Origin of the sequence: Stenotrophomonas sp. SMYL8, assembly GCF_036320065.1 — a bacterium.
Lineage (GTDB): Bacteria > Pseudomonadota > Gammaproteobacteria > Xanthomonadales > Xanthomonadaceae > Stenotrophomonas > Stenotrophomonas maltophilia_A.
The window spans coordinates 1-14,200 of the sequence record NZ_JAWIRR010000029.1 but is presented as its reverse complement, the minus strand read 5'-3'; the positions used below and the strand labels follow the sequence as shown (position 1 = coordinate 14,200).

At 67.5% G+C, this 14,200-nt stretch carries 13 protein-coding genes; 5 read left to right on the top strand and 8 right to left on the bottom strand.

The features are described 5' to 3' along the window. Positions 1-6 precede the first annotated feature (6 nt). Positions 7-1,644, top strand: coding sequence for an acyl-CoA dehydrogenase family protein (locus V3B25_RS18200; protein WP_329811185.1), 1,638 nt, complete (start codon positions 7-9; stop codon positions 1,642-1,644). 308 nt (positions 1,645-1,952) lie between these two features. On the opposite strand, the gene V3B25_RS18195 is transcribed toward V3B25_RS18200, so the two are convergent. From V3B25_RS18195 to V3B25_RS18185, 3 genes are all read right to left on the bottom strand, one after another. Continuing rightward, positions 1,953-2,363 carry a hypothetical protein gene (locus V3B25_RS18195; protein ID WP_014647982.1) on the bottom strand — a complete coding sequence of 137 codons (411 nt, stop codon included), beginning with the start codon at positions 2,361-2,363 and terminating at the stop codon, positions 1,953-1,955. 157 nt (positions 2,364-2,520) lie between these two features. Further along, complete coding sequence (locus V3B25_RS18190; RefSeq protein WP_004153024.1) at positions 2,521-2,862, bottom strand: hypothetical protein; 342 nt, start codon at positions 2,860-2,862, stop codon at positions 2,521-2,523. A gap of 124 nt (positions 2,863-2,986) precedes the next feature. Then, positions 2,987-4,162 (bottom strand): thiolase family protein, encoded by a 1,176-nt coding sequence (locus tag V3B25_RS18185; RefSeq protein WP_279913478.1) that lies wholly within the window; start codon positions 4,160-4,162, stop codon positions 2,987-2,989. Between the two features lie 183 nt (positions 4,163-4,345). Here V3B25_RS18185 and V3B25_RS18180 point away from each other — a divergent pair, with 183 nt between their 5' ends. After that, positions 4,346-7,186, top strand: a complete 2,841-nt coding sequence (locus V3B25_RS18180; protein ID WP_329811181.1) for a S8 family serine peptidase — start codon at positions 4,346-4,348, stop codon at positions 7,184-7,186. A gap of 44 nt (positions 7,187-7,230) precedes the next feature. On the opposite strand, the gene V3B25_RS18175 is transcribed toward V3B25_RS18180, so the two are convergent. Continuing rightward, positions 7,231-8,328 (bottom strand): Glu/Leu/Phe/Val dehydrogenase dimerization domain-containing protein, encoded by a 1,098-nt coding sequence (locus V3B25_RS18175; RefSeq protein WP_010482852.1) that lies wholly within the window; start codon positions 8,326-8,328, stop codon positions 7,231-7,233. Positions 8,329-8,606: 278 nt separating this feature from the next. On the opposite strand from V3B25_RS18175, the gene V3B25_RS18170 reads away from it, so the two are divergent. Next, the gene (locus V3B25_RS18170; RefSeq protein WP_329811179.1) at positions 8,607-9,683 is read left to right on the top strand and encodes an HDOD domain-containing protein; all 1,077 of its coding nucleotides are present in this window, start codon (positions 8,607-8,609) and stop codon (positions 9,681-9,683) included. A 3-nt stretch (positions 9,684-9,686) separates the two neighbouring features. On the opposite strand, the gene V3B25_RS18165 is transcribed toward V3B25_RS18170, so the two are convergent. The 3 genes from V3B25_RS18165 to V3B25_RS18155 form a co-directional block, all read right to left on the bottom strand. After that, a complete protein-coding gene (locus V3B25_RS18165) occupies positions 9,687-11,279 on the bottom strand; it encodes a phospholipase D family protein (protein WP_329811177.1) in 1,593 nt (530 codons plus the stop codon). Positions 11,280-11,348: 69 nt separating this feature from the next. Next, complete coding sequence (locus V3B25_RS18160) at positions 11,349-12,047, bottom strand: RNA pseudouridine synthase (RefSeq protein ID WP_329811176.1); 699 nt, start codon at positions 12,045-12,047, stop codon at positions 11,349-11,351. 47 nt (positions 12,048-12,094) lie between these two features. Next, entirely contained in the window at positions 12,095-12,595 is a 501-nt protein-coding gene (locus tag V3B25_RS18155) for a M48 family metallopeptidase (protein WP_049421271.1), read from the bottom strand. A gap of 62 nt (positions 12,596-12,657) precedes the next feature. Between V3B25_RS18155 and V3B25_RS18150 the strand changes: the two genes are divergently transcribed. Beyond that, positions 12,658-13,215 (top strand): DUF2058 domain-containing protein, encoded by a 558-nt coding sequence (locus V3B25_RS18150; RefSeq protein WP_032129357.1) that lies wholly within the window; start codon positions 12,658-12,660, stop codon positions 13,213-13,215. A 160-nt stretch (positions 13,216-13,375) separates the two neighbouring features. Continuing rightward, positions 13,376-13,642: a DksA/TraR family C4-type zinc finger protein gene (locus V3B25_RS18145; protein WP_032129365.1), complete on the top strand. Its 267-nt coding sequence runs from the start codon at positions 13,376-13,378 to the stop codon at positions 13,640-13,642. 428 nt (positions 13,643-14,070) lie between these two features. Here V3B25_RS18145 and V3B25_RS18140 read toward each other — a convergent pair. Then, on the bottom strand, positions 14,071-14,200 hold a 130-nt coding region (locus V3B25_RS18140), incomplete at its 5' end, for an IS3 family transposase (RefSeq protein WP_329811218.1).

Here is a 14,200-nt window from a genome sequence, read left to right as displayed (position 1 = left end):
GACCGGATGAGTGGACCCAGCTTCAGCAGCAACGCACCGTATGAAACCCATGTGGTGTTGAACCAGCCGCCGCCGTTCGCAGGGCGACAGTTGTGGACCGACGACGTGGCGCTGATGGAGGCCGTACAGCGCGAAGGCGCCGCCAGCTTCGCGCCGCGACTGGGTGTCTATGGTGCACTCGCCGGTGATGAACTGTACCGGCTCGGCTTCGATGCCAACCGTGATCGTCCGCGGCTGCGCACGCATGATGCACAGGGCCATCGCATCGACATCGTGGAGTTCCATCCGGCCTATCACCAGTTGATGGACACGGCAGAATCGCACGGTGTCGCTGGATTGTCCTGGCATGAGCCGCAGCCTGGCGCGCACGTGGCACGTGCGGTGTTGAGCTACCTGCATCACCAGGCCGAGGCGGGCACCAGCTGCCCGTTGACCATGACCCATGCGGCAGTGGCGGTACTGCATTCGCAGCCGCATCTGGCCGAGTGGGCGCGCAAGGCCGCTGCGCCGGTCTATGATCCGCGCGACGTGCCGGTGGCGGACAAGGCCGGCATCACCCTGGGCATGGGCATGACCGAGAAGCAGGGCGGCTCGGATGTCCGTGCCAACAGTACGCGCGCCGAACCGATCGATGGCGAGCGTTACCGTCTGGTCGGCCACAAGTGGTTCTTTTCCGCACCGATGTGCGATGGCTTCCTGGTGCTGGCGCAGGCGCCGGGAGGCCTGACCTGCCTGCTGATGCCGCGCCGGCTGGCCGATGGTGACCGCAATGCGTTCCGGTTGATGCGGCTGAAGGACAAGCTCGGCGATTGGGCCAACGCTTCCAGTGAGGTCGAGTTCTGCGGCGCACAGGCATGGCGCGTGGGCGAAGAGGGGCGCGGCGTGGCCACCATCATCGGCATGGTGATGATGACCCGCCTGGACTGCATGCTGGGTGCAGCGGCGGAGATGCGCATGGCGCTGGCGCAGGCGCTGCACCACGCACGTCATCGACGTACCTTCGGCAAGCTGCTGGTCGAGCACCCGCTGATGACCAACGTGCTGGCTGATCTGGCGCTGGAGTCGGAAGCGGCCACGGTGTTGGCGATGCGGATCGCGCGCGCGGTGGATCGCGCCGGTGTGGATGCCAATGAAGCCGCGATGGCGCGGTTGGGGACGGCACTGGGCAAGTACTGGCTGTGCAAGCGCGCGCCCGCCTTCGTCAATGAAGCGCAGGAATGCCTGGGCGGTGCGGGCTACGTGGAGGAGTCGATGCTGCCGCGCCTGTACCGGCAGGCACCGTTGAATTCGATCTGGGAGGGCAGCGGCAACATCCAGTGCCTGGATGTGTTGCGTGCGCTGGCGCGTGAACCGGAGGCGATGGCAGCGCTGCGCGGTGAGCTGGCATCGGTGGCTGACCGTGATGGGCGCTATGCAGCGGCATTGCAGCGTTGGGCAGCGGCACCGCCACCGGAGGAAGCGCAGGCGCGGCTGTTCTGCGAGCGCACTGCGCTGCTGCTGCAGGCGGCGCTGCTGCTGCGTGCGCGCAGCCCGATGGCGGAGGCATTCGTGCGTAGCCGGCTGGAAGGGGAGCACGGGCTGGCGTTCGGGACGCTGCCGGCGGGGGTGGAGCTGACGGCGATGCTGGCGCGCGCGCTGCCGTAGGAGGCGGCCAACGACGGAGCCCCTCGTGGTGGGCGCTGATACTGATGGGTGGGCCGCGCCGGTAGATCGCGCAGGGGGCGCTGCAAGTACGTCCATGTAAGCTCGGGCGCGCCATCCATGGCGCTTACGCCCCTGCGCAACCTACCCGCGCGTCCGTGGACACTTTCCGTACGCGTCCACCACGGAATCAACAGAAAGAGCAGAGAGCGAAAAGCAGAAAAGCCGCGGCAGTGCCGCGGCTTTTCCTGTGCAGCCGAGCCGATGCTCGGCTGGTCGGTAGCGCCGGGCCATGCCCGGCGAACGAACCGTTAGTGCTTGGCTTCTTCCTTGGCGGCGTTGGCCTTGGCGTCATTGGCGACATCGCGGGCCTTGTCGGCGACCTTCTGTGCGGCGTTCGCAGTGGCGTCGCTGGCATGTGCGGCGGCATCGGTTGCGGCGTCCTTGGCCTTGTCGGCGGCGTTGGCGGTGGCGTCTGCAGCCTTGTCCAGCGCCTGCTGGGTATCGGCGGCGGCCTGCTCGGACGCGGCAGCGGTCTTGTCGGCGGCGTCGCGGGTGGCTTCGGCGGCCTTGTCCACGGCGTCACGGGCGGCAGCGCCTGCGCTGTCGGCAGCCTGCTGTGCGTCCTGCTTGGCCTGTTCGGCTTCGGGGCCCTTGCAGGCGGCCAGGGCCAGCAGCAGGGAGGCGGCCAGCAGGGTGGTGGTGATCGGACGAATCTTCATGGCGGTCTCCGGTACTGCAATGGATGGGGACGCCAGCCTATTCATGCCGTTGTGAAGACGGGGTCGCGATGCAGCGGCTCAGTCGCGCGCATTCGAAAAAAGAAAAAGCCGCTGGCGAACCAGCGGCTTTTCCAGAACAGCGTGAAGAAAGAAGTTATTACTTCTTGGCTTCTTCAGCAGCGTCCTTGGCCTTCTCAGCGGTGCCTTCAGCAGCCTTGGCAGCGTCAGCAGCGGCGCCGGCAGCGGCGTCGGTGGCAGCAGCGCCAGCCTGGGCAGCAGCGTCAACCGAAGCGTCAGCAGCGGTGGCGGCGGTGTCAGCGGCCTGCTGGGCAGCGTCGGCGGTCTGGGCGCCAGCAGCGGCGGCCTGGTCGGCAGCAGCCTGGGCTTCGGTGGCGGCTTCGTTGGCCGAAGCAGCGGCGTCCTGGGCAGCTTCCTGCTTCGAGCAGGCGGCCAGGGCCAGAGCCAGGGACATCGCGACCAGCAGCTTGTTGATGCTCATTGTGTGAATCCTCGTCGTTAGAATTAGGCAACGCGCATGCTGCGCGCCGACAACATGATGACAAGCCAAGATTGGGTGTCAAGCGATCCCGCATTCATTTTTGCGAAATCATCGTTAAATCTTTTTAAATCAATTCGATGGCGATTGCGGTTGCTTCGCCGCCGCCGATGCACAGGGTGGCAATGCCGCGCTTGCCACCGCGCGTGCGCAGGGCGTTGACCAAGGTCACCACCAGGCGTGCACCGGAGGCACCGATCGGATGGCCCAGCGCGCAGGCGCCACCATTCACGTTGAGCTTGTCGTGCGGAATGCCCAGTTCGCGCATCGGCGCCATCGCCACCACGGCGAAGGCTTCATTGATCTCGAACAGATCGACCTGGTCCAGCGACCAGCCGGTCTTGTCCAGCAGTTTGTGCAGCGCGCCGATTGGGGCGGTGGTGAACCACTCCGGTTCCTGCGAATGGGTCGCGTGGCCGACGATGCGGGCCAGCGGGGTGATGCCGCGAGCGGCTGCATCTTCCTCGGTCAGCAGGACCACTGCAGCAGCGCCGTCGGAGATGCTGGAGGAACTGGCGGCGGTGACGCTGCCGTCCTTCTTGAAGGCCGGGCGCAGGGTCGGGATCTTGGCGATGTCCGAGCGGCCCGGCTGCTCGTCGGTGGCGACCTCGATCTCGCCCTTGCGGGTGGCGACCTTCACCGCGACGATTTCATCGGCGAACGCACCGTTGGCCTGCGCCGCCTGCGCGCGCTTGACCGATTCGATGGCGTAGGCGTCCTGCTCTTCGCGGCTGAACTGGTATTTGTCCACGGCGCATTCGGCGAATTCACCCATCGCCTTGCCGTCATAAGCGTTGACCAGGCCATCGTGGGCCATGTGATCGACCGCCTGGAAGTTGCCGAAGCGGTTGCCGGTGCGCGAGTTCGGCAGCATGTGCGGCGCGTTGGACATCGATTCCATGCCGCCGGCGACAACGATGCTGGCCGAACCGGCCTTGATCAGGTCATGACCGAGCATGATGGTCTTCATGCCCGAGCCGCACACCTTGTTCAGCGTGGTGGCACCGGTAGACAGCGGGATGCCGGCAGCGATCGCCGCCTGGCGGGCGGGCGCCTGGCCGAGGTTGGCCGGCAGCACGCAGCCCATGAGGACTTCGGAAACGTCGCTGGCCGGGATGCCCGACTGTTCCAGGGCGGCAGCGATGGCGGCCGCGCCGAGGGTCGGGGTCGGCACGCCGTTGAACTGGCCGAGGAAGGAGCCGATGGCGGTGCGCTTGGCGGCGGCGATGACGATGTTGGACATGGCAATCTCGTTGATGCGTAAGCAATGTTCGGAAAGGAGACCGGGGGCCGTTGGATGTGCCCCGGTTTCCCGGCAGACTGCGTGGGGGTCGACCCAAGTATAGAGGGTCGGGGAGGGCCGCCGCTGGGCGCGGCCGCACGCCTGCCGGGATGAAGGCAGGACAACGTTCATGGGAAGGAATCGATGGAACGCACGATGATGGTGAGGTCTGTCCTGGGAACCGCGCTGGCGGTAGCGCTGACGGCCTGTGGTGGAGGTGGCGGGGGCGGCAACGTGCGCATCGATACCCCGCCACCACCGCCGCCACCGACTACCCCGCCACCGACGACGCCGCCCCCGGTCAAACCGCAGGAGCCGGCCTTCGACGCGCATCTGTCAGTCACCAATGCGCGCGCCGCGCAGGCTGCCGGCCTGACCGGCCAGAACGTGCGCATCGGCATCGTCGACTCCGGCGTGCAGCGCAATGCGGTGGCGTTGAATGGCCGGGTGCTGGCCAACCTCAACTACATCGATCCGGCCAGGAACAATCTGGGTGTCGATGATGTGGTCGGCCACGGCACCGCCGTGGCCAGCCTCGCCGCCGGCGCGGCAACGGGCTCCTGGCCGGGTGGCATCGCGCCAAAGGCGCAGATCGTGTCGGCACGGATCATTGCCGACAAGCCGCCCGTCGATGACGGCAGCGGCAAGGGCAATTCTTTCAGCGGCCCGCTGGGCGTGGCCCAGGTCCACCAGGACCTGATCAGCTACAACGTGAAGGTGATGAACAATTCGTGGGGCGGCCTGTACTGGACCGACCTGCCGACCACCGCGCAGGTGGCCGCCGAATATCGCCCCTTCGTGATCAACCATGGCGGGCTGGTGGTGTTCGCCGCGGGCAATGATGGCCGCAGCGAGCCGAGCAGCCTGGCCGCACTGCCCAGCCAGCAGGGCGTGGCCGGCACGCTGCCGGCTGCCGACCTGGAGCGCGGCTGGCTGGTGGCCACCGCCGTGGATCCGTATGCGCCCGGTACGCTGGCCAGCTATGCCAATGCCTGTGGCCAGGCGGCCCGCTACTGCCTGGCGGCGCCCGGCAGCGCGGTCTACCCCGATGCCAACGGTGGCAGCTACTACTGGAACTACGGCACGTCATTCGCGGCGCCCTTGATTTCCGGTGCGGCGGCGCTGGTCTGGGAGCGCTTCCCGTACTTCAGCAACGATCTGGTGCGGCAGACCCTGCTGGGTACCGCCAAGGACATCGGTGCGCCGGGCGTGGATCCGGTGTTCGGCTACGGCCTGCTCGACATCGGTCGTGCGATCAACGGTCCGGGTCGTTTCGACTGGGGTGATGTGGTCGCCAACGTGGATCTGGCCTCGACCGGCTCGGCGTGGCGCAACGATATCGTCGGCAGCGGCGGGCTGGTCAAGCAGGGCGGGGGCACCCTGGTGCTGGCCGGCAACAACAGCTACACCGGTGCCACCCGCATCGAACGCGGCATCCTGTCGCTGCAGAACGGTGGCGTGATCCGTTCCAACGTGACCATCCTCGGCCAGTCCGATCCGGATTCGACCGGCCTGCAGTTCAATGGCGGCACGCCCCGCGTGATCGGCAATGTGGTCAACGGCAGCAGCGTATTCCTCACCACCGGCAACACCACTGGCACCATCGAGGGCAACTACACCCAGCAGGCCGGCGCACAGTTGATGATCGCACTGGGCGCCAATGCGCTGCAGGTCACCGGCAATGCCGCGATCGACGGTGGCGTGCGCGTGCATGGCTTCGTTTCCGGCTACGTGCCACAGAACGGCAGCCGGCAGGACCTGATCCATGCGGCAGGCGGACTCAGCGGCACCTTCAGTACGCCGGCTACCTCCAGTGGCCTGCAGGGGCTGTCATTGCTGCAGAGCAGCTACGGCTATGACAGCAACAACGCGTGGTTGAACCTGACCCAGGTCAGCGTCACCGCAGCGGCCAGCGGCCTGGGGGCGTCCGCCCAGGCGGCAGCACAGCGCCTGGAAGGTGCATTCGCAGCGCTGGACAAAAACGCAGGCCTGCAGGGATCGGCCTTTGGTGCAGCGGCCGGTGCCCTGCAGTGGACCGGCGGTGGCCCGCAGGGCCTGGCCGCCAGCCTGCAGAGCCTGTCCGGTCAAGCGCATGCGCGAGCCGAAGCAGCGACCTTCGACAGCATCGACATGTCGCGGCGTGCGATCGCCGAGCGCTTTGATCGTGTACAGGCCGCACCGCGCCTGCGCGGGAGCTGGCAGAGCGCGCTGGGTGAGGCGGGGCAGGGCAGCTTTGCCGGCAACGCTGCCGACAGCCGGGGCTGGATGGCCGGCCAGGATCTGCCACTGGGCAGCAACGGCCTGATGGGCGTGGCGTTTGGTGAGACCCGCAGCAATGGTGGCAGCAGTTTCGGCGGTGATCGTGGGCGTGATCGCCAGGCGCAGGCACAGTTGTATGCCGGCTGGAATCTGGGACGTGGCTACGCGCTGGCCCAGGTGGGGAGCGGACAGTTCACCCGCGCGCTGGATCGTCAGCTGCTGCTCGGTGCGGGTGCCTATGGTGTCTCCGCGCGGTACGGCGGCCGTTTCAGCAGTGCCAGCGTGGAGGGCGGGTACCGGCTGGGGCGTGCGGGCGCATCGATGACGCCCTACGTCGGTGCCAGCACCACGCGTGTGGAGACCGACGCCTTCAATGAACTCGGCGGCTTTGGTTTCGGCCTGCGGGGCGATGCCAACCGCGTGCAGCGCAGCCAGATGCTGGCCGGTATCCGCGGCGAGCGCGGCTGGGGGCGTTGGACGCTGCGTGGGCATGCCGAATGGCAGCAACGGCTTGATGGTGCGGATGCGGACTGGCAGGCCAGCTTCGTCGGCGTCGATGCCTGGGCGCCGTTGGCGGGCTGGAACGCGCCGCGCGGCAGTGCGCTGATCGGCGTGGCGCTGGAATCGTGGTGGGGCCGCAATGGGCGCCTGAGCCTGGGCTTCGACCAGCGCGTTGGTGGCGAAGATGCGCGGCAGGCCGCCTTGCGCTACAGCACCGGCTTCTGAAGGACGGCTCGCGCCGGGTCATGCCCGGCGCGACATCGGCAGGTTCAACCGCCGCGCAGGTTGCCCAGGCGCGGGGTGCTGCGGCCCAGCGGCATCTTCAGCTTGCCGATCGACAGGATGCGGCTTTCGGCGATGCGGTCGGCGGCACGCTGCGGCGCGATGTTCTCGCGCTGCGACAGTTCGAAGATGCGGGTGAGGTTGTGGTAGATGCTGCGGATCAGGCGCATTGCGCGTTCACGGTTGTAACCGTCGATCTCCAGCGACACGTTCATCACGCCACCGGCGTTGACTGCATAGTCCGGCGCATACAGGATGCCGCGCGCATGCAGCTCGTCGCCGATTTCCAGGCTCGACAGCTGGTTGTTGGCGGTGCCGCAGATGATCTTCGCCTTGATCCGCGGCAGCGTGTCGGCGTTGATCGCACCTTCCAGCGCGCACGGTGCGAACACGTCGGCGTTCACCTCGTGGATCTCATCCGGCTTGACTGCTTCGGCGCCGAAATCGCTGACCGCGCGATCAACCAGCGCGCTGTCCAGGTCGGTGACGTACAGCTTGGCACCGCGGTCGCGCAGCAGCTTCACCAGTTCCATGCCGATGTGGCCCAGGCCCTGCACGGCGATGCTGGTCTTGCCCACTTCCTCATGGCCGAACTTGAAGCGCATCGACGCCATCAGTGCCTGCAGCGCACCGTAGGCGGTGAACGGGGCGGGATCGCCGGAGCCACCATGGACCTGGTGCACGCCGGTCACGAACTGGCTTTCCAGGTAGATGTTCTCCATGTCGTTGACGTCGGTTCCGACGTCCTCGGCGGTGATGTAGCGCCCGCCCAGCGAATCGACATAGCGGCCGAAGGCACGGAACAGCACCTCGGTCTTGTCCACTTTGGGGTCGCCGATGATCACCGCCTTGCCGCCACCCACGTTGAGGCCGGCCAGTGCATTCTTGTAGGTCATCGTCCGGCTCAGCCGCAGCGCATCGGCCAGCGCCTCGTCGGTGCTGGCGTAGGGGCGCATGCGCACGCCGCCCAGGGCCGGGCCGAGGGTGGTGTTGTGGATGGCGATGATCGCCTTCAGGCCGGCGTCGTGGTTGTGGCAGAACACCACCTGTTCGTGGCCGGTGGTGGCGAGGGTTTCGAATAGCATGGCGTCTCCGATGGCGCGATCAGCGGCGAACTGCAGCGAACGGCCAGTGAACGGTAGGGTCCCAAAACAAAAAAAGCGACGTCGTCGGTGCAGGGGGACGGGTCGCGCGGCGCCATTCTAGTCCATTCCCCCGGCCGGTGCCGCCGACATCGGTGGCCTTCCGGTTAAAGAAGATGAAAGTTCGGCCGATGCTGCGACGACGGCGGGTGGCCGGATTCGCGTGAAGAGGCAGGGCGGTCAGTGACGGCAAGGGCACCACAACGACAGGGCGGGCGGCGATGACGCCGGCCTGGTGGCGATCACTGCGTGGCTGGCTGGCGCGCTCGACCGGGACGGCACCGTCCCGGTTGGCGGCGGCGTCGCGGCAGGCGGTGGCGGCGGCTGCGGCCAGCCTGCAGGGCGAGGCTCTGCCTTCGGCCGAGATCGCTGCACATCTGCAGCGTGGCCTGCATGCGCTGGCCCTGTACCCGCGCCTGGCCGGTGAATCCACAGCGGTGCAGGCTGCGGGGTTGGGCGAGGCGGTGGCGCGCGCGCTGCAGGACCGGGACTGGGCGGCCCGTCAGCTGCCGCGCCGCCCGCAACTGCTGCCGCAGCTGATCCAGACGGTCAACGACGATGCTGCGTCGGCGCGGGTGATGGCGGCGATCATCGGCCAGGACCCGGTGCTGACCGGCAACCTGCTGCGCATCGCCAACAGCCCGGCCTACAAGGTGCACGAGCGCCCGGTGGAAAGCCTGCAGCGGGCGGTGACGCTGGTCGGTACCGAAGGCGTGCGACAGATCATCAGCGCAGTTCTGGTGCAGCCGGTGATGCAGGTGCAGTGCGAGGTGTTTCCGCAGTTCAGCACGATCATCTGGGAGCACGCACTGCTGGCCTCGCGCGCAGCCGCTGACCACGCGCGCACGGTCACTTTCGGCGATGCCTTCGCCGCCCAGTGGCTGGGCCTGGTACAGGGGCTGGGGGCCGCGCTGGTGATGCGCCAGCTGCTGCAGGAAGCGCAGGCACGCGATGAAACGGTGGAGCCGGCGCTGGCGCTGCAGCTGCTCCAGCAGTGGTCACTGCCGTTGGCGCAACGCGTGGCCGCGGCCTGGGAGCTGCCCGAGCCGGTGCACCAGGCGCTGGCGCCCGAGGCGGATGGCCCGCTGGCCGACAGCCTGCGCCTGGCCAGCGCGGCCGCAGCGGCCAGCCTGCTGTGCCGGCACGGACATGCCAGCCAGAGTCGCATGCTGGCCCTGCTTGAACAGTTGCCTTCGGCGCCGCCGCATGCGCTGCGCTGGATCTGGCGGCGCCTGCATGGGCGCAGCGTGGAAACACGGGATGACGCCGGACAGGAAGAGGCGGATCCTGCGCCCTGAGCGCTACAGCTGCGATTCCACCGGCAGCCAGCTGATCACCCGCGACAACCAGCGTTTGCGCGCCGTTGCCCCCGGCTCGGCCTCCACCCAGTGCGGTGGCGGTTCGCGCTCCAGCCAGCGCAACCGGCGACGGTCATCCAGCGCCAGCCACCAGCTGTGCCTGGGATCAGCCAGGCGCAGGTACTCGTCCCGCAGCTGTGCGCCCAGCACCGGATCGTCGAACAGCACGCCCATCTCGGTGTTCAGATAGGCCGAGCGCGGGTCGAGGTTGAACGAACCGACAAAACCGCGGCGGTCATCGACCAGGAACGCCTTGGTATGCAGGCTGGCGCCGCTGCTGCCGAACACGCCGGCATCGCCGGACTGCCCTTGTGCCTTCAGTTCGTAAAGGTGGACGCCGGCTTCAAGCAACGGCACGCGGTAGCCCATGTAGCCACCATGTACGGCGGCGACGTCATTGGCGGCCAGTGAGTTGGTGACCACGCCGACCTGCACGCCCCGCCCGGACATGGCCGAAAAGCCATCCAGGCCCTCGTTGCCGGGAACGAAGTAGGGCGAGATCAACAGGGCCTTGTGCCTGGCGGCCTGCAGCTCGCTGATCAGGGTCGACACCAGCCAGGCAGCGCGATCGTCCTTGCGGTGCTTCATCGGCGGGTCGGACACGATGCGCACTGCACCGCTCCAGCGCAGCGGCTCGGGGCTCGGGCGCTGGCGCTTGCGCGATTCGGCCACGCGCGCCAGGTACGGCAGGGCCACGTCCCGCTGCGCCTCATGGTCCGATTCGCGCACCAGCAGGCGCAGTTGTGCGTCGGTATGGAAGGCAAGCGCGGATACCGGAATGGCGGTTTCGCTGTTCCAGTAGTCGTCGAAGATGCGGTTGGCCTGCTCCACGGCGGGGCCGGCGACCAGCAGGTCCAGATCCTGGAAGTTCACATCGGTGCGCGCGCTGAAATACTCCTCGCCGATGTTGCGGCCACCGACGATCGCGACGCGGCCATCGGCGATCCAGCTCTTGTTGTGCATGCGGTGGTTCACGCTGAAGAAGCGCTGCACCATCTCCACCATGCGCAGGATGCCGGTCCGGTTGCGGAACGGGTTGTACAGGCGGATCTCGATGTTCGGATGCGCATCGAGTGCCATCATCAACGCGTCCTTGTCCTTGGCGTTCATGTCGTCAAGCAGGATGCGCACGCGCACGCCGCGCTCGGCGGCGTCGTACAGCGCCTTGGCCATCAGATGGCCGATCAGGTCGTCGTGCCAGATGTAGTACTGCAGGTCCAGGCTGCGGCCTGCATGCGCGGTGATCATCGCGCGCGCGGCGAAGGCATCCATGCCATCACTGAGGAACGCCACGCCGGACTGCCCGGGGTGTGCGTCCTGCAGCGGCACGATCTGCTGGTCGATGCGGGTCTGCGCCGGCTGCAGTGGCAGCACATGCGAGGGTGCGCCCTGTGCCTGCGGGGTGAGGTGGTCGGCCAGCAGCAGCCCGGACAGGACCAGCAGCAACAACGCGGCGAGGATGATCGCAGCGACGCGCGGCAGGCGTCGCCACAGGGGCTTGGGCAGGCTCATGCCCCGATGGTAGATCCACGCCATGCGTGGATGAAAGCCAATAGACCCGCTGCAGTAGATCCACGCCATGCGTGGATGACAGGGACTTCGCGGTCAGAAGCGCTCGTCGCTGCCCAGGTAACGCCACTGCCCCGCAGGCAGCGGTCCCAGTGCCACGCGGCCAATCCGCAGCCGACGCACGGCCGCGACCTGCAGGCCGGCAGCGGTGACCGCCACGCGCAGGCCCTTGGCCGTCAGGCCCTTGCCGGCGAAGCGCAGGCGCTGCTCGCTCTGCCAGCTGACCTTGGCGCGGCCCGATTCCTGCTGCAGCCGCGCCATCAGCCAGGGGCCGCGCTCGGGACCGCCTTCGGCCACTTCGATCAGGTATTCCTGCTCGGTGCGGCCCAGGTTGCGCTGCAGGTAGGCCAGCGTGGCCGGGTCCTGGCTGACCACCACCAGCCCGCTGTCGCTGGCCGGAAGCGAGGCGGCCAGCTGCAGGCCGTGGAAGTGACGCTGCAGCGGGCGGATGTCGCTGGCATCAAGTTCGCTGCGGCTGTCACTGCTGACCAGCGCACACAGGGTTTCAGCGGCAACGCCTGCCGGCTTGTGCAGCAGCATGCTGACCCGCTCGGCCTTTTCATCGCTGGCCTGCTCGGCCACGACGATCACCGCGCTGTCATCGACCGGGCGCTGCGGCTGCTCGACCACCTCGCCATTGACGCTGACCCAGCCGCCTTCGATGTAGCGCCGCGCTTCACCGCGCGGGATGCCGAGCAGGGCGGACAGGCGTTTGTCGAGGCGGATCGGTTCCATGGCGGAAAGGTCAGGCAGGGGGCGCGCAGTGTAGCCGCTGCGGCCGGTCAGCGCTGGCCGCGGTTGGCCAGCTCGGTCAGGTACAGGCGGGTATCGAACTCCAGCTGCAGGTACTCCGGCTCCATGTGCTGGCACAGCTGGTAGAAGGCCTTGTTGTGATCGGCTTCCTTCAGGTGGGCCAGTTCATGCACCACGATCATGCGCAGGAACGCCGCTGGTGCCTGGCGGAACACGGTGGCGATGCGGATCTCGCGGCTGGCCCTGAGGCGACCGCCGTGCACGCGGGAGATGGCGGTATGGGTGCCCAGCGCATGCTTGATCACTTCCAGCGTGTTGTCGTAGCAGACCTTGTTGAGCGGCACCGACTTGCGCAGGTAGCGGTCCTTCAGCTCCTGCGTGTAGTCGTACAGCTGGCGGTCGCTGCGCACCTCGTGCGGATCGGGATAGCGCTGCTGCAGCCAGGGGCCGAGCTTGCCCTGCGCCAGTAGTTCACTGACCTGGGCGACCAGGGGTTCGGGATAGCCGGTGAGGTACTTCAGGACTGCCATGCAGGGGCGGCGGGGCGTCGGTAGAATGGGGCATCCAAGATTACACGCGGTACGCATCGACCATGGCAAAGCCCAACGCGCTGCAGGAACAATTGCTCAAGGCCGGCCTGGCCAAGAAGTCGCAGGCCAGCGCTGCCGCGAGCGCGCAGGCCAAGGCCCGGCAGGGCAAGGCCGAATCGACCTCGGCCGATGTCCAGCGCGAGGCTGAACGGGCCCGCGCCGAGAAGGTCGAGCGCGACCGCGCACTGGCCGCCGAGCGCAATGCCCAGGCCAGGCAGGCTGAACAGAAGGCCCAGGCCCGGCAGATCATCACGGCCCATGCCGTGCCTCACAAGGGCGACGACGAGTACCGCTTCAGCGATGGCGCGGCGATCCGCACCCTGCTGATCGACCCCAAGCTGCGCAAGGCGCTGTCGGTGGGCGTGCTGGTCATCGTTGCCCACGGCGAGGGCTACGCCCTGCTGCCGCGCGCCGCTGCCGAAAAAGTGCGTGAACGCGCCCCGGAGGCGATCATCGTCGACCACGGCCAGCCGGGCTCGACCGCCGAGATCTCCACCGGCAATGCCGAGGACGACGCCTACTACGCGCAGTTCCAGGTGCCGGACGACCTGGTCTGGTAAGCCAAAAAGGGGACGGAGGGGATTAAGCCGCAAATGGCCTGCTCCGGCCCGTCTGCCTTCTGCTCAGCTTGCTGAAGGCCTGCCGGTCATGGCTCGGCGCTACCGTTTACTGCGCGGTGTATTGTCCCCATATCAGGCGACACACCTGCGGAGGATGGCCATGGCCACCGGTTGGGCGGGAGACGGCGCGGTCCAGGACCAGATCGACGCCACCGTCGACGATGCGATCGCCCGCGCGCGGCGCCAGCTGCGCGAGGGTCCTGGTCTGGAACATTGTGAGGAATGCGACGCGCCGATCCCGTTGGCGCGGCGCCAGGCCGTGCCCGGGGTACGGCTGTGCGTGGCGTGCCAGCAGGCGCATGACGACGAAGCGCAGGCGCATGCCGGCTACAACCGGCGTGGCAGCAAGGACAGCCAGTTGAGGTAAAGGTTGTTCGGCAGGGCTTGCAGCCCTGCACCTGCCGAAGCCTTCAAGCCAAGGCAACAGCAACAGCAAAAGCTGGCATTCCGTGGGGGGGCGGGGCGGTGTCGGAGTGCGGGGACGCCGCAAGTACGTCCTTGTAGGCTTGGCAGCCGCATCCATGCGGCTGACACCCCGCAATCCGACACCGCCCCACCTCTGACAGATCCCCGCGATCGGGTAGATCCACGCCATGCGTGGATGAAATCTGTCAGATATCGATAGTCAAATTGGGGTCAGAGCCCGTTGCGCAGCAACGGGATCCGACCCAGTGCCGTTCCTGTAGATCGCGGAAATCTGTCGAAGGCGGGGTGGGTCCGGTGGCGGGAGTGTCAGCCGCATGGATGCGGCTGCCAAGCCCCCAGGGTGAAGTGACCCCCGAGACTTGGACGGGGTCAGGCGGCCGATTGGGCCTGCTCCCGGTACTTTACCGGGCTCAGACCTTTCAGTTTCAGTTTGATGCGCTCTTCGTTGTAGTACTGGATGTATTCCACCAGCCCAGCCTCCAGACTCTCGAGGCTGTCA

Excerpts from the sequence above, each read along its gene's own strand:
- V3B25_RS18155 (WP_049421271.1), bottom strand. The coding sequence starts at position 12,595 with ATGGCAGTCCTGAAGTACCTCACCGGCTATCCCGAACCCCTGGTCGCC.
- V3B25_RS18175 (WP_010482852.1), bottom strand. The coding sequence starts at position 8,328 with ATGCTATTCGAAACCCTCGCCACCACCGGCCACGAACAGGTGGTGTTC.
- V3B25_RS18145 (WP_032129365.1), top strand. The coding sequence starts at position 13,376 with ATGGCCACCGGTTGGGCGGGAGACGGCGCGGTCCAGGACCAGATCGAC.
- V3B25_RS18200 (WP_329811185.1), top strand. The coding sequence starts at position 7 with ATGAGTGGACCCAGCTTCAGCAGCAACGCACCGTATGAAACCCATGTG.
- V3B25_RS18160 (WP_329811176.1), bottom strand. The coding sequence starts at position 12,047 with ATGGAACCGATCCGCCTCGACAAACGCCTGTCCGCCCTGCTCGGCATC.
- V3B25_RS18150 (WP_032129357.1), top strand. The coding sequence starts at position 12,658 with ATGGCAAAGCCCAACGCGCTGCAGGAACAATTGCTCAAGGCCGGCCTG.
- V3B25_RS18185 (WP_279913478.1), bottom strand. The coding sequence starts at position 4,162 with ATGTCCAACATCGTCATCGCCGCCGCCAAGCGCACCGCCATCGGCTCC.
- V3B25_RS18195 (WP_014647982.1), bottom strand. The coding sequence starts at position 2,363 with ATGAAGATTCGTCCGATCACCACCACCCTGCTGGCCGCCTCCCTGCTG.
- V3B25_RS18165 (WP_329811177.1), bottom strand. The coding sequence starts at position 11,279 with ATGGCGTGGATCTACCATCGGGGCATGAGCCTGCCCAAGCCCCTGTGG.
- V3B25_RS18170 (WP_329811179.1), top strand. The coding sequence starts at position 8,607 with ATGACGCCGGCCTGGTGGCGATCACTGCGTGGCTGGCTGGCGCGCTCG.
- V3B25_RS18180 (WP_329811181.1), top strand. The coding sequence starts at position 4,346 with ATGGAACGCACGATGATGGTGAGGTCTGTCCTGGGAACCGCGCTGGCG.
- V3B25_RS18190 (WP_004153024.1), bottom strand. The coding sequence starts at position 2,862 with ATGAGCATCAACAAGCTGCTGGTCGCGATGTCCCTGGCTCTGGCCCTG.